18 protein-coding genes are annotated in these 19914 nt (G+C 64.9%); 7 read left to right on the plus strand and 11 right to left on the minus strand.

Annotated features, from left to right (window positions below; translation table 11 throughout):
- Nucleotides 1-238 precede the first annotated feature (238 nt).
- A complete protein-coding gene (locus CT3_RS05685; protein ID WP_066539265.1) occupies nt 239-1867 on the plus strand; it encodes an MFS transporter in 1629 nt (542 codons plus the stop codon).
- 45 nt (nt 1868-1912) lie between these two features.
- On the opposite strand, the gene CT3_RS05690 is transcribed toward CT3_RS05685, so the two are convergent.
- From CT3_RS05690 to CT3_RS05705, 4 genes are all read right to left on the minus strand, one after another.
- The gene (locus CT3_RS05690; protein ID WP_066539527.1) at nt 1913-2296 is read right to left on the minus strand and encodes a VOC family protein; all 384 of its coding nucleotides are present in this window, start codon (nt 2294-2296) and stop codon (nt 1913-1915) included.
- Between the two features lie 300 nt (nt 2297-2596).
- Nucleotides 2597-3499, minus strand: a complete 903-nt coding sequence (locus CT3_RS05695) for a sulfurtransferase (RefSeq protein ID WP_066539262.1) — start codon at nt 3497-3499, stop codon at nt 2597-2599.
- 100 nt (nt 3500-3599) lie between these two features.
- On the minus strand, nt 3600-4550 hold the full coding sequence (locus CT3_RS05700) for a DMT family transporter (RefSeq protein ID WP_066539261.1): 951 nt from the start codon (nt 4548-4550) through the stop codon (nt 3600-3602).
- An 81-nt stretch (nt 4551-4631) separates the two neighbouring features.
- Complete coding sequence (locus CT3_RS05705; protein WP_066539260.1) at nt 4632-5771, minus strand: aromatic ring-hydroxylating oxygenase subunit alpha; 1140 nt, start codon at nt 5769-5771, stop codon at nt 4632-4634.
- A 391-nt stretch (nt 5772-6162) separates the two neighbouring features.
- Here CT3_RS05705 and xseB point away from each other — a divergent pair, with 391 nt between their 5' ends.
- From xseB to CT3_RS05730, 5 genes are all read left to right on the plus strand, one after another.
- Nucleotides 6163-6408, plus strand: coding sequence for an exodeoxyribonuclease VII small subunit (gene xseB / locus CT3_RS05710; protein WP_066539257.1), 246 nt, complete (start codon nt 6163-6165; stop codon nt 6406-6408).
- Nucleotides 6408-7325, plus strand: coding sequence for a polyprenyl synthetase family protein (locus CT3_RS05715; RefSeq protein WP_066539252.1), 918 nt, complete (start codon nt 6408-6410; stop codon nt 7323-7325). The genes xseB and CT3_RS05715 overlap by 1 nt, the downstream gene beginning before the upstream one ends.
- 106 nt (nt 7326-7431) lie before the next feature.
- Nucleotides 7432-9300: a 1-deoxy-D-xylulose-5-phosphate synthase gene (gene dxs, locus CT3_RS05720; protein WP_066539250.1), complete on the plus strand. Its 1869-nt coding sequence runs from the start codon at nt 7432-7434 to the stop codon at nt 9298-9300.
- A 263-nt stretch (nt 9301-9563) separates the two neighbouring features.
- Complete coding sequence (locus CT3_RS05725; RefSeq protein ID WP_066539247.1) at nt 9564-10646, plus strand: type 2 periplasmic-binding domain-containing protein; 1083 nt, start codon at nt 9564-9566, stop codon at nt 10644-10646.
- A gap of 169 nt (nt 10647-10815) precedes the next feature.
- Entirely contained in the window at nt 10816-11895 is a 1080-nt protein-coding gene (locus CT3_RS05730; protein ID WP_066539245.1) for a TRAP transporter substrate-binding protein, read from the plus strand.
- Nucleotides 11896-11981: 86 nt separating this feature from the next.
- On the opposite strand, the gene nhaA is transcribed toward CT3_RS05730, so the two are convergent.
- The 5 genes from nhaA to CT3_RS05755 form a co-directional block, all read right to left on the minus strand.
- Nucleotides 11982-13298, minus strand: a complete 1317-nt coding sequence (gene nhaA, locus CT3_RS05735) for a Na+/H+ antiporter NhaA (protein WP_098066344.1) — start codon at nt 13296-13298, stop codon at nt 11982-11984.
- 474 nt (nt 13299-13772) lie between these two features.
- The gene (locus CT3_RS05740) at nt 13773-15551 is read right to left on the minus strand and encodes a TRAP transporter large permease (RefSeq protein WP_066539241.1); all 1779 of its coding nucleotides are present in this window, start codon (nt 15549-15551) and stop codon (nt 13773-13775) included.
- Nucleotides 15552-15568: 17 nt separating this feature from the next.
- Nucleotides 15569-16180: a TRAP transporter small permease subunit gene (locus CT3_RS05745; protein ID WP_066539239.1), complete on the minus strand. Its 612-nt coding sequence runs from the start codon at nt 16178-16180 to the stop codon at nt 15569-15571.
- A 224-nt stretch (nt 16181-16404) separates the two neighbouring features.
- Nucleotides 16405-16935, minus strand: coding sequence for a low molecular weight protein-tyrosine-phosphatase (locus CT3_RS05750; RefSeq protein ID WP_066539525.1), 531 nt, complete (start codon nt 16933-16935; stop codon nt 16405-16407).
- 5 nt (nt 16936-16940) lie between these two features.
- The gene (locus CT3_RS05755; protein WP_066539237.1) at nt 16941-17312 is read right to left on the minus strand and encodes a hypothetical protein; all 372 of its coding nucleotides are present in this window, start codon (nt 17310-17312) and stop codon (nt 16941-16943) included.
- A gap of 163 nt (nt 17313-17475) precedes the next feature.
- Between CT3_RS05755 and CT3_RS05760 the strand changes: the two genes are divergently transcribed.
- Nucleotides 17476-18117 (plus strand): ABC transporter ATP-binding protein, encoded by a 642-nt coding sequence (locus tag CT3_RS05760; RefSeq protein WP_066539235.1) that lies wholly within the window; start codon nt 17476-17478, stop codon nt 18115-18117.
- A 31-nt stretch (nt 18118-18148) separates the two neighbouring features.
- On the opposite strand, the gene CT3_RS05765 is transcribed toward CT3_RS05760, so the two are convergent.
- Both CT3_RS05765 and CT3_RS05770 read right to left on the minus strand, forming a co-directional pair.
- Entirely contained in the window at nt 18149-18976 is an 828-nt protein-coding gene (locus CT3_RS05765; RefSeq protein WP_066539233.1) for an alpha/beta fold hydrolase, read from the minus strand.
- Between the two features lie 24 nt (nt 18977-19000).
- On the minus strand, nt 19001-19828 hold the full coding sequence (locus tag CT3_RS05770; protein ID WP_066539228.1) for a proteasome-type protease: 828 nt from the start codon (nt 19826-19828) through the stop codon (nt 19001-19003).
- Between the last annotated feature and the right edge of the window lie 86 nt (nt 19829-19914).

The following is a 19914-nucleotide window of genomic DNA, read 5'->3' on the forward strand; positions in this document are numbered from 1 at the left end:
CAGCTGCCCACCGGGTGGGGTCTGCGGAGAGCGGGCGGCACTTGGGGCTGCCATCGGTGCCGGCATCGACGTTTCAGGCACGCTCCGCGCCCACGCGCATGGCAGGCCGGGTGCTGCGGCCCGATGGCGCAGCCGCGGCGGGAGCGAAGCGCCTTGGTGCACTCCCTTCCTTTTATCCACATTCGGGTCTGGCGGGCGGCATGGTGCCGCCCACCGGGCTGCCTCTGCACACGCAACCATGAACGCTTCCATTTCTCCCAGCCCCACTCCGCCTGCGGCCAGTGACAGCAGCTTTGCACCGTTGCGGCAAAAGCTGTTTGCCGTGCTGTGGGTGGCCACCGTCATTGGCAACACCGGCAGCTTTGTGCGCGATGTGGCCAGCTCGTGGATCATGACCGACCTGTCGCCATCGCCTACGGCCGTGGCACTGGTGCAGGCGGCCGCGTCGGCCCCGGCGTTCCTGCTGGCGATTCCGGCCGGTGTGCTGTCTGACATTCTGGACCGCCGCAAGTTTCTGATCTGCATCCAGCTGCTGCTGGCCAGCGTCAGCATTGCGCTGATGACCTTGTCCGCGCTGGGCATGCAGACCGTGTTCTCGCTGGTGGCGTTCACGTTTCTGGGCGGCATTGGCGCGGCGCTGATGGGGCCGACCTGGCAGGCCATCGTGCCGGAGCTGGTGGGGAAGAAAGACCTGAAATCGGCGGTCGCACTGAACTCGCTGGGCATCAACATCTCGCGCGCCGTGGGCCCTGCGCTGGGGGGCATGGTGCTGGCGGGCCTGGGCGCTTCCGTCGCCTATGGCGTGGATGTCATCAGCTATGTGTTCGTGGTGGCCGCTCTGTTGTGGTGGCCGCGTCCCAAGTCCGGGCAGGACGACCTGACCGAGCGCTTTGCGGGTGCCTTCCGCGCGGGGTTGCGCTATGCCCGCGCCAGCCACGAGCTGCATGTCGTGCTGCTGCGCGCATTCCTGTTCTTTGCGCTGGCCAGTTCGGTCTGGGCGCTGCTGCCGCTGGTGGCGCGCCAGCTGCTGGGCGGCGGCGCAGGCTTTTACGGCATCTTGCTGGGGGCGGTCGGTGTGGGCGCCATCGGCGGTGCCTTTCTGTTGCCCAAGCTGCGCGCCCAGTTCTCGTCCGACGGCCTGCTGCTGCTATCGGCCTGTGTCACGGCGGCGGTCATGGCGTTCCTGTCCACCGGCCCTGCGCAATGGGCGGCAGCGGTCGCCTTGCTGTTGCTGGGCACCGCCTGGATCACGGCGCTGACCACGCTCAACGGCGTGGCACAGGCCATCCTGCCCAACTGGGTGCGTGGCCGCGCACTGGCCGTGTATCTGACGGTCTTCAACGGTGCCATGACTTTTGGCAGCCTGGCCTGGGGCTTTACGGCCAAGGCCATCGGCGTGCCCTACACCTTGCTGGCCGGTGCGGCCGGACTCCTCGTGATGGGCCTGGTTGCGCACCGCATCAAGCTGCCTCAAGGGGAGGCGGATCTTGTTCCGTCCAACCACTGGCCCGAGCCGCTGACAGAGGCCGAAGTGGACCACGACCGGGGGCCGGTGATGATACAGATCACCTACCATGTGGAGCATGCCCAGCAGGCCGCCTTCTTGAAGGCGCTGGCCCGGCTGTCTGCCGAGCGCCGCCGCGATGGCGCCTACGCCTGGGGCGTGGTGCAGGATGCCGCGGCGCACAACACCCTGGTCGAGTGGTTCCAGGTCGAGTCCTGGGCCGAGCACCTGCGCCAGCACCAGCGCGTCACGCACCACGATGCCGATGTCCAGGCCGATGTGCTGCAGTACCACAGCGGCAGTGAACCGCCGGTGGTCAAGCACTATCTTGCCATCAACCACCCTGCGCAGGGACGCATCTGACGGCCCAGGTGGCCGTGGTGCGCAAGGCCAGGCAGGGCGGCGGCGTCAGGCCTTGGGTGGACGGTGCAGCAGGCAGACCTTGTTGCCGTCCGGATCGCGCAGATAGGCCAGGTACATGGCGCCCTTGCCTTCACCGCGCCAGCCGGGCGGGTCTTCGCAGGTCACGCCACCCGCTGCAATGCCGGCAGCGTGGGCGGCGTTGGCCTGTTCAATGGATTCGGCGGCAAAGCCAAAGGTGCTGCCGTTGCCGATGGTCGCGGGCTCGCCATTGATGGGTTGGGACATGCTGAACGTGCCGCCCGCATGGCGCCAGAACAGGCGGTGGCGGTCCAGTACCCCGGGCTTGGCGCCCAGTGTGCCCAGCAGGGCGTCGTAGAACTTCTTGGCGGCATCCAGGTCGTTGGTACCGAGCATGATGTGGCTGAACATGGTGGTCTCCTTGGTTATGAGCAAGCCCGAATCCGGGCTTGATGCGCAATCAGCCAGCCATCGTAATGGGCTTTGCACCTGACAGGCGCTCGTTCCTGTCGCCTGGATTCCTCGCACGAAGCCCTTTCTCTTCGCCCTGGTTCCACGGGGCGAGCCGCTCCAGATGGGCTGACGCGTGTGATGGCAAGGCGGGCCAGGCCGCTCCCGCACCGCTCCACCACATCTGCAGCGCCCCTGCGTCACGGGCCTATGCAGGCCTCGCTGCCGAGCCAGTTCCGTGGCGGCTTTCAGGGCGTTGTGTCAGCCGCGTTCCACCGGGCGGCTGGTGTCGGAGCACCATTCGCTCCAGCTGCCGGCAAACAGCCGGGTGGGGGCGTAGCCGGCCACTTCCATGGCAATCAGATTGGGCAGGGCGCTGACGCCACTGCCGCACTGGTGGACCACGCTGGCGGGGTCGCGGCCTTGCAGCAGTTCGTCGAACTCGGCGCGCAGCAGGTCCTTGGGCTTGAAGCGGCCGTCGGCTGCGATATTGGTGGTGAACGGGCGGTTCAGTGCGCCGGGGATGTGGCCGGCCACCGGGTCCAGCGGTTCCACTTCGCCGCGGTAGCGGGCCGGGGCACGGGCGTCGATCACGGTTTGCACGGCGGGCTGGCCCAGGTCTCGCAGCACGTCGGCGGCCGTGCTCAGCGTGCGCAGCGGCGGGTGCAGCTCGAAATTGCTCTGGAAGCGGTTGGGCTCCTCCCCTTGGGCCACGGGCAGGCCTGCGGCTTGCCAGTGCTGGAGGCCGCCGTCCAGCACGGCCACGGCATCGTGGCCTGCCCACTTCAGCATCCACCACAGGCGGCCGCAGTAGTTGGCGCCGTTGCGGTCGTACACCACGGCCTGCATGCCGTTGGCAAAGCCCACACTGGACAGCCAGGTGGCAAAGCGTTCGCGGCTGGGAAGGGGGTGGCGGCCACCGGAGGCGGGCTTGCCGCTTTGCTCCACAGCCACATTGCCGTTGCGATCCGGCAGTCCGTGCTTGGCGCTGAGGGCCTGGTCCAGGTCCGCAAAAACGGCGCCGGGGATATGGGCTTGCAGATACTGCTGGCGGCCGGCGGCGGGCTGGGCCAGGTCGAAGCTGCAATCAAACACCATCAGCGGCTGGCCTTGGGCCTGCAGGGCCTGGAGCTGGGCGGTGGTGATGAGGGTGGTGTAGGTCATGGGCGGTGGCGCAGTGCAAACGACGATGCTGCATTGTGCGACAGCCCGCAGGCTTGGCGCTGTATCCGCTGGTGTGCAGCGGGGAAGGCGGGTTGGGGTCTCAGTGGTTGCTGGAGGGCATGTCGGTGCCCGGCGCCGAAGCCGGAGCAGGGGCCGGCTGTGTGGCCCCGCGGGCGCGGAAGATGGAGGCGGCAATGCCGCAGAAGGTGATCAGCACCATGCCGGTCCAGCCGGCGGTGCCCAGGTGGTCTCCGAACAAGAAGATGCTGTAGAGACTGGCGAACACAATGCCCGAGTACTGCAGATTGGCGGCCACCAGCGTGCCCTTGCGGGTCTTGGCGCTGGAGTAGGCCTTGGTCAGCGTGATCTGGCCGCCGGCGGCCAGCACGCCGATGGGCAGCAGCCACAAGGCCTGCTGCCAGCCCGGCCAGTCCGACACCCCCATGAAGACCATGCCGCCCAGGCCCATCAGCGCGGAGCCCAGGCCGAAGTAGAAGACGGTGCGGCTTTCCGGCTCGCCGATGCGGGCCAGGGCGCCCAGCTGCATATAGGCCAGGGCGGAAAGCAGACCGGAAGACAGGCCGATCAGCGCAGGAGCGGTCTGGTCCTTGGCGAAACTGGGTTGCAGCATCAGCACCACGCCGGCAAAGCCGATGGCGATGGTGATGACCAGCGGAATGTTCAGTGCCTGGCGCTGGCCCTGGTAGCTGGGGCGCAGCGTCCAGGCGGCGCCGGCCAGCATGATGACGGCAATCCACAGGCTGCTCATGTAGTTCAGCGTCATGGCGCTGGCCAGCGGGATCTGGGTGAGGGCGTAGAACCAGCAGCCCATGGAGGTGACACCCACGGCACTGCGCCAGACATGCATCAGCGGGTGCTTGGTCTTGAGGCTGACACCCTGCGAGGACGACAGCGCCCACAGGATGACCATGCCCATCAGGCCGCGGTAGAAGACGATCTCGGCGGTGTTGAAGCTGTCCGACGCATATTTGATGCACACCCCCATCGTCGAGAAGAGGAATGTACTCATCACCATCCACAGCACTTGCATTGGGTCCGCCAGTCAGAACGAAAAAAAGCTGCCTGCGCTGACAAATTCAGCGCAGGCAGCTTGGGAATGCTAGCAAAAAACTCAAGATCGCGGGACGTGCTCACCCATCGTGGATCGATACCACTCGTGGAAATGCTGCATGCCGTCTTCCATGGGGCTCTGGTAGGGACCCACTTCGTTGTCGCCGCGCGCCAGCAGGGCACGGCGGCCCGCGTCCATGCGTTCGCCAATCTCGTCGTCCTCGATGGCGGTTTCCATGTAGGCGGCTTTTTGCGCCTCGACGAATTCCGGCTCGAAGGCCGCGATTTCCTCGGGGTAGTAGAACTCGACCACGTTCATGGTCTGGGTCGGGCTGATGGGGTGCAGCGTCGAGACCGTGAGCACGTGCGGATACCACTCCACCATGATGTGAGGGTAGTAGGTCAGCCAGATGGCACCGCGCTCGGGCAACTGGCCGTTGCGGTACTGCAGCAGCACCTCATGCCACTTCTTGTACACGTCCGAGCCGGGGTTGCCGAAGCTAGGCGCCACGCCCACGGTCTGCACCGAGTATTCCTTGGCGAATTCCCACGTCAGATCGTCACAGGTGACGAAATTGCCCAGGCCGGGGTGGAAGGGGCCGACGTGGTAGTCCTCCAGATAGACTTCGATGAAGGTCTTCCAGTTGTAGTTGCACGTGTGCATTTCCACATGGCTGAGCACAAAGCCCTCGAAACTCAGCTGCTCCTTGAGCTGCATGCCCGCCAGATCGGCGTGCACGTCGCGGCCATTGGCCTCGAACAGCAGGCCGTTCCATTCCTGGAGCGGGTAGTTGTTCAGGTTCAGGCAGGGATCGTGGCTGAAATGGGGCGCGCCCAGCAGTTCGCCACCGGGGCTGTAGGTCCAGCGGTGCAGCGGGCAGACGATGTTGCCGCCAGCGTGTCCCTTGCCTTCTTCCAGCAGGTTGCCACGGCCCTTGAGCATGATGGCCTGGCGGTGGCGGCAGATGTTGGAGACCAGCTCGACCTTGCCGTTGGCATTGCGCACCAGGGCGCGGCCTTCGTTTTCCTGCGGCAGGGCGTAGTAGTCGCCCACATGGGGGACAGAGATGGCGTGGCCCACATAGCGTGGTCCTCGCTGGAAGATGGTTGCCATTTCGCGCTGGAACAGCGCTTCATCGAAATAGCTGGAAACTGGTAGTTGGCTGGCGGCCTGCTGCAGTTGAAGACTTAAATCAGACATGGGTGACCTGACCTAAAGACTCCCCACAGGGAGGGTGCGCGTGCGCACGCGATGAAAAGAAAAACCGGCCATGCGGCTGGCAGGAAGCGGACAACGCCTGGGCCGGAAAAGCTTCCGGAGGCTGGAGTCCGCCTGGCTGCACAGGCAGTGGGGCCGGTTCGACGGGAATGGGATTATAGGTGGTGGGGTTATTTCCGTTCCCCCCGTATGTGTATTGGCATTTCTGGTTAATGCCAAGCGCTTTGTAAGGGCTTTGTAGCCCGGCTGGGCCCCCCGGACCGGCCCTGGCAGCGGCAGGCTGCACCAGCGCGGGGAATCTGTGGACGTGGGCGACGGCGGGAGGGAGGTGCTGCGCCTAAAATCGACGGTTTTCTTTCACCCGAGCGTTGCCATGCCCAAAAAGGCTTCTCCTGTACCCGATCCGATTGAGACGCCCGACAGCTATGAAGCCGCCGTTGCCGAGCTGGAGCAACTGGCGGTGCGCATGGAGTCGGGCCAGCTGCCACTGAACGACATGCTGACGGGCTACCGCCGTGCCTCGGTGCTGCTTGCGTATTGCCGCGAACAGCTCGACGGGGTGGAGGCGCAGATCAAGGTATTGGACGGCGAGACTCTGAAGAAATGGGCCCAGGAGTGATGGAAGCAATGAGTGAGGACGTGACGGCACAGGCATTCGATCTGAACGCCTGGAGCCAGGTGCAGTTGCAGCGCACGGAGGCCGCGCTTTCCGCATGGGTGGGGGTGAGTGCGCCTGCCGGTCTGGGGGAGGCCATGCGCTATGCCGTGCTGGATGGCGGCAAACGCCTGCGCCCGCTGCTGGTACTGGCCGCTTCCGAAGCGGTGCAGGGCAATGCCGAGGCCGCGCTGCGCGCGGCCTGCGCCGTGGAGCTGATCCATGCCTATTCGCTGGTGCATGACGACATGCCCTGCATGGATAACGATGTGTTGCGCCGTGGCAAGCCCACGGTGCATGTGGCGTTTGGCGAAGCCCGTGCGCTGCTGGCTGGCGATGCGCTGCAGGCGCTGGCCTTCGAGCTGCTGACGCCCGAAGGCGAGGCCGTGCCCGACGCCATGCAGGCCCGGCTGTGCCGCCTGCTGGGGGCCGCAGCGGGAGCGCAGGGTATGGCAGGCGGCCAGGCCATCGACCTGGCCAGCGTGGGCCTGCCTTTGAGCGAAGACCAGCTGCGCCAGATGCACCGTCTGAAAACCGGGGCCCTGCTGGAAGGCAGCGTGCTGATGGGAGCGGCCTGCGGACAGGTCGCTGCTGTGACCCAGCAGGCGCTGAAGGACTACGGTGCAGCGCTGGGCCTGGCATTCCAGGTGGTGGACGATGTGCTGGACGTGGTGGCCGATTCCGCCACCCTGGGCAAGACCGCCGGCAAGGACGCCGCCAACGACAAGCCTACCTATGTGTCGCTGATGGGTTTGGATGGCGCCCGCCGCCATGCGGCAGCATTGCTGCAAGAATCACTGGCGGCCCTGGAACGCAGCGGCCTGCGCGATACGCAGGCGTTGCGGGCCCTGGCCCATATGGTGGTGGACCGCTCGCACTGACTGCCAGCGGCACGCTGCCCACCGGGCTGCAAAGCCCGCCCTATTGATGAAAAACAGCTGCCGAGGCGCCCTGCAAGCGCCAAGGCAGCCCGTAAAAAAAGAGCTGATGACCACCAACGCCTACCCTCTGCTGCAGAAAGTGAATGCGCCTGCCGACCTGCGCGCCATGCCGCGTGGCAACCTGAAGGCACTGGCGTCCGAGTTGCGCAACTATGTGATCGACAGCGTCTCCCAGACCGGCGGCCACCTGAGCTCGAACCTGGGCACGGTGGAGCTGACCGTGGCGCTGCATGCGGTGTTCGATACGCCGTATGACCGCATCGTCTGGGATGTGGGCCACCAGACCTACCCGCACAAGATCCTGACCGGCCGGCGCGAGCGCATGTCCACGCTGCGCCAGCTGGACGGGATTTCGGGCTTTCCCCTGCGCACCGAAAGCGAGTACGACGCGTTCGGTGCCGGGCACTCGTCCACCAGCATCTCGGCTGCACTGGGCATGGCCCTGGCCGCCAAGCAAAAGGGTGAAAACCGCCGCGCCATTGCCGTGATCGGCGATGGGGCCATGACGGCCGGCATGGCATTTGAAGCGCTGAACAACGGCGGCGTGGCGGACGCCAATCTGCTCGTCATCTTGAACGACAACGACATGAGCATCAGCCCGCCCGTGGGCGCGCTGAACCGCTACCTGGCCCAGCTGATGAGCGGCCAGTTCTACGCCAAGGCCCGGGATATGGGCAAGAGCGTGCTCAAGCAGGTGCCTCCGTTGCTGGAGCTGGCCAAGCGTCTGGAGCAGCAGGCCAAGGGCATGGTGGTGCCTGCCACCATGTTCGAGCAGTTCGGCTTCAACTACATCGGCCCCATCGATGGGCATGACCTGGATTCGCTGATCCCCACGCTGGAAAACATCAAGGGCCTGAAGGGCCCGCAGTTCCTGCACGTGGTCACCAAGAAAGGCCAGGGCTACAAGCTGGCCGAGGCCGACCCTGTGGCCTACCATGGTCCGGGCAAGTTCGATCCGGCCGTGGGCCTGGTCAAGCCGGCCGCACCGGCCAAGCAGACGTTCACGCAGGTGTTCGGCCAGTGGCTGTGCGACATGGCAGCCCAGGACCAGCGTCTGGTGGGCATCACGCCGGCCATGCGCGAGGGCTCGGGCATGGTGGAGTTCCACAAGCGCTTCCCCGGCCGCTACCACGACGTGGGCATTGCCGAGCAGCATGCCGTGACCTTTGCCGGCGGCATGGCCTGCGAAGGCCTCAAACCCGTGGTGGCGATCTATTCCACCTTTTTGCAGCGCGCCTATGACCAGCTGATCCACGACGTGGCGCTGCAGAACCTGCCGGTGGTGTTTGCGCTGGACCGCGCGGGTCTGGTGGGGGCCGACGGCGCCACCCATGCCGGTGCCTACGACATCGCCTTTGTGCGCTGCATCCCGAACATGAGCATGGCCTGTCCTGCCGACGAGCGCGAAACCCGCCAGCTGCTGAGCACGGCTTACGCGCAGAACCACCCTGTCTGCGTGCGCTATCCGCGCGGTGCCGGCGTGGGCATGACGCCGCTGGAAAGCCTGGACGGCCTGCCGTTCGGCAAGGGGGAAATCCGCCGCAGCTCGGCCACCAAGAAGATCGCCATCCTGGCTTTTGGCAGCTTGCTGTATCCCGCCCTGGCGGCGGGCGAGGCGCTGGATGCCACTGTGGTCAATATGCGCTGGGCCAAGCCGCTGGACGAGGAACTGCTGCGCCAGGTGGCGGCCGAGCACGATGCGATCGTCACCGTGGAAGAGGGCTGCGTCATGGGCGGAGCCGGCTCTGCTGTGGGCGAGGCGCTGGCTGCCGCCGGCATCACCAAGCCGCTGCTGCACCTGGGCCTGCCCGACCAGTTCATCGAGCATGGCGACCCCGCCAAGCTGCTGGCCCTGCAAGGCCTGGACGCGGCGGGCATGGAAGCTTCCATCCGGGCGCGCTTCATGGCGCCATGACGCCCAGCTGCGCTGCCTGCCGGCATCACGCACCAAGCCGCCTTCGGGGCGGCTTTTTTTGCGCCATTGTTTCGCATACCGGCGCTGGTGCGCCGCATGCATGACGCTGACACAACACTGAAGACGGGTGCGGGCTATCCCCTGGTTTCGGGGTTAACCCGCGCGGGGCTGGCGTTTTTCCATTCCTACAATGCCGCACGCTCCGCTGCTGTAGCCGGTGTGCTGCAGTGTGTGTAGCCGAAAGTGCAATATTAGGAGAGAAAATGGACCGTCGTTCCCTTATCAAACAGGCTGGCTTGGCTGGCGTACTGGCTGCCGGTGCAGCCCCCGCCGTGCATGCCCAAGCGGCTGTGCGTTGGCGCCTGGCTTCGAGCTTCCCCAAGTCGCTGGACACCATCTTTGGTAGCGCGGAAAAATTCTCTCAGACGGTCAAGGCCCTGTCGGGCGGCAAGTTCGAAGTCTCGGTGCATGCCGCTGGCGAACTGATGCCCGCCTTCGGCGTGGTGGATGCGCTGGAAAACAGCACCATCGAAATGGCGCAGACCGCGCCTTACTACTTCACCGGCAAGAACTCCATCTTCGCCTTTGGCTGCGCCGTGCCTTTCGGCCTGACCGCACGCCAGATGGATGCCTGGATGGAGCACGGCAACGGCCGCAAGCTGTTCGATGCCTTCTGCGCCAACTACAACATCAAGAGCTACAGCGCAGGCAACACCGGCACCCAGATGGGCGGCTGGTACCGCAAGGAAATCAAGTCCGTCGCCGACCTGAAGGGGCTGAAGATGCGCCTGGGCGGCGGCCTGTTCGGTGAAGCCATGGCCAAGCTGGGCGTGGTCTCGCAGAACATGCCTGCCGGCGATGTGTACCAGGCGCTGGAAAAGGGCACGCTGGACGCCACCGAGTTCGTGGGCCCCTACGACGACCAGAAGCTGGGCTTCAACAAGGTTGCTCCCTACTACTACTACCCCGGCTGGTGGGAAGGCGGTGCGGAGCTGGAGTTCTTCGTCAACGCCAAGGCCTATGCGGCGCTGTCGGTCGAGAACAAGGCCATTGTGGATGCAGCCACCCGTGTGGCGGCCCGCGACATGACGTCCAAGTACGACGCCTTCAACCCCGTTGCCCTCAAGAAGCTGGTGGCCGACAAGACCGTCCTCAAGGCCTTCCCCAAGGACGTGATGGACGCCGGCTACAAGGCCTCGATGGAAGTCTTTGCCGAGCACGAAGCCAAGTCGCCCGAGTTCAAGAAGATCCACCAGGACATGCGCGCCTTCCAGCGCGACCAACTGCTGTGGGAACGCTTCTCGGAGTTCCGCTACAACAGCTACATGGCGTCGATCAAGCTCTGATTGGCGTTCCATGCTGCAACCCGTTCCGCCAGGGGAAGGTTGCAGCATCCCCTGCGAGCCGGCATTGCCATCCGATGCACATCGGATGATGGCCGGCTTTTTTGTTCCCTGAATCCGCCGCAGAAGCGGATCAATTTCCCGTAACTTGCGACAACACAAGGAGAGGTCAATGGATCGTCGTTCCGTATTGAAGAATGCCGGCATTGCCGGCGTGCTGGCTGCCGCCGCAGCCCCGGCCGTGCATGCACAACCCGTGGTGCGCTGGCGCATTGCGTCGAGCTTCCCCAAATCGCTGGACACCATCTACGGCTCGGCCGAAGTGTTTGCCCAGTCCATCAAGGCCATGTCGGGTGGCAAGTTCGAAGTCTCCGTGCACCAGGCCGGCGAGCTGATGCCCGCTTTCAACGTGGTGGACGGTGTGCAGAACGGCACCGTGGAAATGGCCCACACCGCGCCTTACTACTTCTTCGGCAAGAACGAAGTGTTTGCCATCGGCGGTGCCATTCCCTTCGGCATGAACTCGCGCCAGCTGACCTCCTGGATGGTGGATGGCAATGGCTCCAAGCTGATGACCGAGTTCTACGCCAAGTACAACATCGTGCCGCTGCCGGGTGGCAACACCGGCGCGCAGATGGGTGGCTGGTTCCGCAAGGAAGTGAAGAGCACCGAAGACATCAAGGGTCTGAAGTTCCGCGTGGGCGGCTTTGCCGGCAAGGTGCTGGAAAAGCTGGGTGCCGTGCCGCAGAACATTCCGGCCGGTGAAATCTACCAGTCGCTGGAAAAGGGCACCATCGATGCGGCCGAATGGATCGGCCCGTACGACGACCTGAAGCTGGGCCTGAACAAGGTGGCGCCGTTCTACTACTACCCCGGCTGGTGGGAAGGTTCGCTGAACCTGTCCTTCTACATCAACGACAAGGCCTTCAACAGCCTGACCAACGAGCAGAAAGCCCTGGTCAAGTCGGCTGCCTACGAAGCCCACGTGACCACCCAGGCCCGCTACGACGCCCGCAACCCCGGCGCGCTGAAGCAGCTGGTGGCTGCCAAGGCCAAGGTGCTGCCGTTCCCGCAGACCGTGATGGATGCGTCGTTCAAGGCCACCATGGAGCTGTACGCCAGCCTGGACAACAGCAATCCGGACTGGAAGAAGATCTACGCCGACTACCGCAACTTCCAGCGTGACCAGATCCTGTGGTTCCGCTTTGCCGAGTCGCGCTTCGACAACTTCATGTCGGCGCAGAAGATGTGAGCACGCTCTGCGCTGCACACCCCAAAAACCGGGCCATGGCCCGGTTTTTTTGTGGCAAGGCGGGAGTGCGGGAACTCCCGCTGCGGTCAGTGCTGCAGGCGCTGGCGCACGGCCCAGCCATACAGCAGGCCCAGCACCGCGGCCGTGGCCGATGCGCCCAGAATGCCCATCTTGGCGGCGGCCAGCAGCTGTGGCTCGGCAAAGGCCAGTCCCCCCACAAAGATGGCCATGGTGAAGCCGATGCCCGCCAGCATGCCCACCAGCACCACGCCTGGCCAGGTCACGCCCTGGGGCATCCGGCACAGACCGGTCTTGACGGCCAGCCAGGTGGCCAGGAACACCCCGATGGGCTTGCCCAGGACCAGGGCCGCTGCCACCCCCAGCGCCACGGTGGCGGGGCCGGAGGCGGTCAGGTCCACGCCGCCGAACTGCACGCCGGCATTGGCCAGGGCAAAGATCGGCATCACGCCAAACGCCACCCAGGGGTGCAGCAGCGGGGGAAGTCGGAACACCGGGGCCAGCAGATCGCGCTGCGCCGTGGCGGCCACGCGCAGTTCGTGGTGCAGCAGTTGCACATCCACATTGCCGGCCCGGGCCTGAACCTGCACGCGCGACAGCGCTTGTTGTGCCACTTCCAGCTGGTGGCGTGGGGCTGGGCGCAAGGCCACGGGGGTCATCAGCCCCAGCACCACACCGGCCAGGGTGGGGTGGGCACCGGTTTTCAGCAGGCCCCACCACAGCACGGTGCCGGGCAGCAGGTACAGCCATGCGCTGGCCACGCCCATGCGGTTGAACAGCAGCACCAGCAACAGGCCGATGAAGGCAATGCCAAAGCCGCTATAGTCCAGCCCGCCCGAGTAGAAGAAGGCAATGATCAGCACGGCCATGATATCGTCGATGATGGCCAGGGCCAGCAGGAAGATGCGCAGCGGCCCCGGAACAGACCTGCCCAGCAGTGCCAGCACGCCCACGGCAAAGGCAATGTCGGTGGCCGTGGGGATGGCCCAGCCGTTGAGCAGCTGTCTGTCACCGGCCGCGAACGCTACATAGATCAGTGCAGGCACGGCCACGCCGCCGATGGCCGCCATCACCGGCAGGCTGGCCTGGCCGAGGCTGGAGAGCGCGCCGTTGTGGATTTCACGGCGGATTTCCATGCCCACGACCAGAAAGAAAATGGTCATCAGCACATCGTTCACGAAGAAATGCAAATCGGTGGTGACGGACCAGGGGCCGATCGTCAACGCCAGGGGAGCGTGCCAGGTGTCAACGTAGCTTTGCGCCCAGGGCGAGTTGGCCCACAGCAGTGCCACGGTGGCGGCCAGCAGCAGCACGATGCCGCTCATGGCCTCGATGTCCAGGACGCGGCCGAGGTGGCGAAGCGCGCTGTCGGTGGCCTGCTGCATCCGGGGGATGCGGGCCGAGGGCGTGGGGAAATCAGAGTGGATCTGGGCAGGGGGCGCGGACAGGCGCGCCTGGCCCATGGGGTCACGGGAGTGCACGGTGGACGGACTTTCGGCAGGGAGTGCGCCGGCGGCCCGACCTGCGCATGAAGATTCACCTGCCGTCACCACCGCATGTGGCGGGCACCCGCAGCCAGTGTACGCGGCGGGCGGGGTTGGGGTGCAGATGACCGGGCTGCAGGCCGGAAATGCTTGACAGCCAGCACGCGGCCTCTGGGGCGCCAGGTGGTACTGTTGTATCTAAAACAGTAGCAAATTCAATAGATTGGGCAAGGTGTACGCGGTGACTTTGCTCGCAAGCATGCATGCGCCATGCCGCGGGTGGGTGTTCGCGCGGGATGAGGCCACTGTGGCGTAGCCCACAAAAAAGCCCCTGGGCCGAAGCGCAGGGGCTGATGGTGTGCGGAGCGCTGCAGCTTATTTGGGCTGCTCGTTCTTCATCGCGTCTTCCATGGCTTTCATAGGGTCGTCCTCGGCCGGGGCGGCGGGGGCTGCACCGGCATCGGGGGCACCGCCTTCCAGCGTGGGGTTCTCGAAGTCGATGGGCGCCGGCATATCGGCTTCCATCTGTTCGCGCACCTTGTCCAGATCGTAATTCTGCTTTTCGTCCAGACCGCTGGAGACAATGCCCGGGAAGGCAATGATCAGGCCCACCATCAGCAACTGGATGCACAGGAAGGGGATGGCACCCATGTAGATCTGCGAGGTGGTCACCGGGGCAATGCGCTTCTTGGTCACCTTGTCGGTGTATTCCTTTTCAGGCGCCACCGAGCGCAGGAAGAACAGCGCGAAGCCGAAGGGTGGGTGCATGAACGAAGTCTGCATGTTCACTGCCAGCAGCACGCCGAACCACACCAGGTCGATGCCCAGCTTGTCGGCCACCGGGGCCAGCAGCGGCACCACGATGAAGGACAGCTCGAAGAAGTCCAGGAAGAAGGCCAGCACGAACACCATGATGTTCACGACGATCAGGAAGCCCAGTTGGCCGCCAGGCAGGCCGGCCAGCAGATGTTCCACCCACAGCGGGCCGTCCACGCCCTGGAAGGTCAGGCCGAACACGGTGGCACCGATCAGGATGAACAGCACAAAGCACGACAGTTTGGTGGTGCCGACCAGTGCCTGGCGCAGCAGCTTGTAGTCCAGGCGCTTGCGCAGCAGGGCCAGGATGATGGCACCCATGGCGCCCATGGCGCCGCCTTCGGTGGGCGTGGCAATGCCCAGGAAGATGGTGCCCAGGACCAGGAAGATCAGCAGCAGCGGAGGGATCAGCACGAAGGTGACCTTCTCGGCCACATGCGACAGCAGGCCCATGCGGGTGATGCGGTTGATGGACGCGGCCACAAAGGCCAGGGCCACGCCAAAGCACATGGCAAAGACGATGGTCTCGTCGGTGGCGACCTTCTCCACCGTTTCACCGGTGAACCAGGTGTGGATGGTTTCCATGTGGTGGGCGGCGAACAGGGACACGCCCACGCACAGCACGGTCAGGGCCAGCAGCGAAGGCAGGCCGCTGGAGCCGTCCTTTTCCTTCAGACTGCGCGCTTCGGGCGGCAGGGCCGGCACCATGGCGGGCTTGAAGATGGCCAGTGCAAAGATCAGCACCATGTACATGCCCACCAGCATGAAGCCGGGAACAAAGGCACCCTTGTACAGGTCGCCCACGCTGCGACCCAGCTGGTCGGCCAGCACGATCAGCACCAAGGAAGGCGGAATGATCTGCGCCAGCGTGCCGGAAGCGGCAATCACCCCCGATGCGATGCGGCGGTCATAACCGTAGCGCAGCATGATGGGCAGCGAGATCAGGCCCATGGAGATCACCGATGCGGCCACCACGCCGGTGGTGGCGGCCAGCATGGCGCCCACCAGAATCACGGCAATCGCCACGCCACCGCGGATGGGGCCAAACAGCTGGCCCACGGTGTCGAGCAAATCCTCGGCCATGCCGCTGCGCTCCAGAATCAACCCCATCAGGGTGAAGAAGGGAATCGCAAGCAGCGTTTCGTTTTGCATGATGCCGTAGATGCGCAGCGGCAGTGCCTGCATCAGGGCTTCGGGCAGCACGCCCAGCTCGATGCCGACCACGGCAAAGAACAGGCCGCAGGCGCCCAGGCTGAAGGCCACGGGGAAGCCGATCAGCAAGAAACAGATCAGCCCCGCGAACATGATCGGGGCCATATTGTTGGCAATGAATTCCATCGCTGTGTCTCCCTCGCTCAGGCGCGCTTGGCGCCGGTGCGCTCAGCTTCTTCTTCGGCTTTGCGGATGGCTTCTGCCAGTTCTTCTTCCGCGCTCTTCTCCACGATCTTGACCGTGGGGTCGTCAATCAGCCCGGCCAGGAAGGCAATGCGCTTGATGAATTCGGAGATGCCTTGCAGCAGCAGCAGGCCAAAGCCCAGCGGCATCATCAGATAGACCGGCCAGCGGATCAGGCCGCCGGCGTTGCTGGACATTTCACCGGTGCGCAGCGCCTGCAGGAAGAAGGGCGTGCCGTAGTACAGCACGATCAGGCACATGGGGGTCAGGAACAGCGCGAAGCCGATCACGTCGATCCATACCCGGGTGCGCAGCGAAAGCTTGGAGTTGATCACGTCCACCTTGACGTGTTCCTTCTCCAGCAGCGTGTAGCCGGCGGCGAGCAGGAAGGAGGCTGCAAACAGGTACCACTGCACTTCCAGGAAGGCATTGGAGCTGGTGTGCAGCACCTTGCGCACGATGGCGTTGAGGGCGCTGATGATGGTGGCGCCCAGGATGAGCCAGATGACGTATCTGCCGACCAGCGCGTTGAGCCGGTCTATTCCTCGTGAAAGCTTGAGTAAAGCCTGCATGTTGTCTCCGTGTATTGGCGAAGCGTAGGTTCGCCTGACCGGGTGTTCCTGTGGCGGTGTGCACGGGCAAACAAAAGGTCAGCGGACTCTTACGAAGGCGCGATTCTACGGAGCACTTTCTACCGTTTCTGACGGCAGTGTGACGGTGAATTCCCTAGGTGTTTATTGCGTCTGTTGCTATTGATTGTGTAGCAATAAGGGTTAACGCGAAGGCTTGATGCAGATCATTTGGCGCTCTCGCCCGGGGTGGAGTCGGGCCGTGGCAGCTGCGGGTGTAGGTGGGCCAGATGGTCCAGCACGCCATCACAGGCATCTTCCACCAGGTCCAGCACTTTTTCAAAGCCGTTGGTACCGCCGTAGTAGGGATCGGGCACGGTGGCACTGCGGTGGCGGCTGCAGTAATGGGTCAGCAGCTGCAGCTTGTGCTGCAAGGCGGGCGGGCATTGCTGTTCCAGCCGGGCCATGTTTTCGTGGTCCATGGCCAGAATCAGGTCGTGGCGGCGAAAGTCTTCGGGCTGCACCTGGCGTGCACGCAGATCCGACAGGTCGTAGCCCCGGTGCTGCGCATGCTGCCGGGCGCGCTGGTCGGCCGGTTCGCCCACATGGTAGGCATGGGTGCCGCAGGAATCCACCCGCACCAGATCCTGCCAGCCGCGCGCCGCAATGCGGGCCCGCATCACGCCATGGGCCGTGGGGCTGCGGCAGATGTTGCCCATGCAGACCATCAGAATGGAGATGGCGGGGGCGCTGTCCATGGGGCTCATTCCAGATCGAAGGCCTGCAGCAGTGCGTCCGCAAAGGCGGCGCGGCCGGTGAGCGTCAGGGTCAAGGTCACAGTGCCGGTGGCAGGCAGGGCTGCATGCTGCAGCGCCAGCGGCTGGCCCTGTACCACGGCACGCAGATCGCGGCCGGTGCTGTCGCCCAGGCTGATGTCGAAGTCCCAGGCGGCGCCTTCGTCGAGTGCGCCGCGCTGGCGGGGAAATTGCTGTTCGGCCCAGTGCAGCACCTGCAGCACTTCCGCCTGCAGGGCCGGCCAGCGGTCGGCGGTGACGGTGGCCATGGCATCCCAGGTGGCGCTGCCTTCCTCGTCTTCGCTGTAGTCAAAAATCAGATAGTCCAGGGCGGTGCGCATGGTGTTCGGTGGTGGGGGAGACGGCTGTTATTGTGGAGCAGGCTGCTGTCTGTTTTCTAGAATGTGCCGTTGCCCTGGCGCTGTGCCGGCACCGCAGCACTTCCAAGCCGACCCGGTTGTGGGTTGTGGCGGCTCCCGCTTCTTTTGCCTTTGCTGTTCTTCTATGACTTCTCCACCCGATTTCGCACGATTCCGCCAGCTGCAGGTGCAGGCCTTGCAACTGGGCCATGGCGCATGGCAGCTGTGCCGGGAGTGGAGCCATGCCTGGAAGCCTGGATTGCATTTGCTGCGCGGCGGCGACGGTGCCGGCAAAAGCAGCCTGCTGCGCGCGCTGGCCGGGGCACAGCCGCCACGTACGGGGACGGTGGGGTGGTCCGACCGGGCGCTGATGCCGGGCGATGTGTTCTGGGTCGATCCCCGTTTTCCGGAGCAGCAGGGTGCCACCACCGGCACCCCTTTGCAGTGGGCGGCCCAGCAGGCCCGGGCCTATCCGCGCTGGAACGCGGCGCAATGGCAGGCGCACATTGCACAGTGGCAGCTGCAGGCGGATGTGGCCAAGCCCTGGCATGCACTGTCCACCGGCACGGCCCGCAAGCTGTGGATGGCGGCGGCGCTGTCCAGCGGCGCGGATCTGGTGCTGATCGATGAGCCGGTCGCCGGGCTGGACCGGCCTTCCATTGCCTATCTCCGCCAGGCGCTGGCACAACGTGCCCAGGGCGCGCAATGGGTGCTGGTGGCCCACTTTGACGATCTGCAGGGGCTGCCCTGGGACAGCGTGCTGGATCTGGAAGACCTGCCGCAATAAGGGGCGCGGAACGCAGTTCCGCAAAAACGGCTCAGTGGCTGGCGCGGTTGCGCACGAATTCGAGGTTGAGCAAGGCCGCCTCGATGGAGGCCGCCGTGGATTCCGGCTGCTCCATGGGGAACAGGTGCGTGCCGTCCTGGATGCTGATGCGCCCCTGGGTGATGCGCTGGGTCAGGTCCATGCCGACCTGCTTCATTTCGCGCGAGGAGCGTCCGCCGATGAAGGCGACCGGGCAGCGCAGCGGGTTGCGCGACAGCCAGCTGCCCAGGTTGTGCGGCAAGGTGTTGTAGATGGTGGTTTCCACTTCCCGGGTGAAGTGCAGGCGCAGCTGCCCGTCGTCGCCGTGCGCCAGCCCGTGGGTCAGGTAGTCCTGCAGCACCTGGGGGTGCCAGCGGGTGAACAGGCGCTTGCTGTGGAAATAGCTTTGTGCCTCGTCCATCGTCGGCCACTGCGCCCGGCGGCGGGCGCTGACCTTGCCGGGCGAGACGCTGCCCACCAGCTGGGTGCGCTTGGCCACGCCCAGCGTGGTGGCACGCCAGCCGCTGATCAGCGGCGAATCCAGCATCAGCACGCCGCGGGCCAGTTCCGGGTATTTGGCGGCCGTCATCACGCTGACGAAACCGCCCAGCGAATGCCCCACCAGATAGGGAGGCTCGCTGCCTTTGGGCGTCTGGCTGCGCACGAATTCCGCCAGTTGCTCCACCAGGTGCGGCCAGTTGTCGCTGACGGGAAAGCGGGGGTCGTGGCCCAGACGGTCCAGCGCCTGTACCGCCATGCCGCGCCGCTCCAGCAACTGAAACAGCAGCGAATAGGTACCGGCCGGAAAGCTGTTGGCGTGCGAGAAGATGACGGGCAGCATGGCAGGCACTGTAGGCCAGATGGCTTACACCAGCTTTTCGGACGGTGCGGTGATCTTCTTCAGCTGCGGGGCACGGGTGCTGTGCACGCGCAGCGGGGTGGTGGTTTTCTCGCCTTCCCAGGCCGGGTCTTCGATGCTGTCGAACACATGGCGCAGGCGCTCGCCCCAGCTTTCGTGGAGCATGCGGTAGTAGGGGTTGTACTCGTCGATGCACACCACCTTGTCCGAGCGGAAGCTGCCGGTCTCGTACAGCACCAGATCCAGCGGCAGGCCCACCGACAGATTGGACTTGAGCGTGCTGTCCATGGACACCAGCACGCATTTGGCGGCCTCGTCCAAGGGGGTGTCGGGGGTGATCACGCGGTCCAGCACGGGCTTGCCGTACTTGGATTCGCCGATCTGGAAGTAGGGCGTTTCATAGGTGGCTTCGATGAAGTTGCCGGCCGCATACACCTGGAACAGGCGCAGGCCTTCGCCCTTGATCTGGCCGCCAAACACCATGGAGACATTGAAGTCCACACCGGCGCGCTTGAGGGCCACGCCATCGCGGTCGTACACATGGCGCACGGCCGCGCCCAGCACGCGGGCGGCATCGAACATGCTGGTGACGTTCCAGATGGTCAGGATCTCGCCGGTCTGCTCGTCGCGGATGTGCTGGGTCTGCAGGATTTCACGCACCGATTGCGAGATCGACAGATTGCCCGCCGACAGCAGGACCATGAAGCGGTCGCCCGTCTTCTCGTAGACCATCATCTTGCGGAACGAGCTGATCTGGTCCAGTCCGGCATTGGTGCGGGAGTCGGACAGAAAAACGAGCCCGGCGTTGAGTTTGACGGCGACGCAATAGGTCATGGTGGAAAAGTGAAACGGCGAAAGGCCCAAGTGTAGTGCGCCCGCAATGTTGGGGGGCTGCGTGGGGGAAGCAAGCGACGGGCCCG

Origin of the sequence: Comamonas terrigena NBRC 13299 (assembly GCF_006740045.1) — a bacterium.
Taxonomy (GTDB): Bacteria; Pseudomonadota; Gammaproteobacteria; order Burkholderiales; family Burkholderiaceae_C; genus Comamonas; species Comamonas terrigena.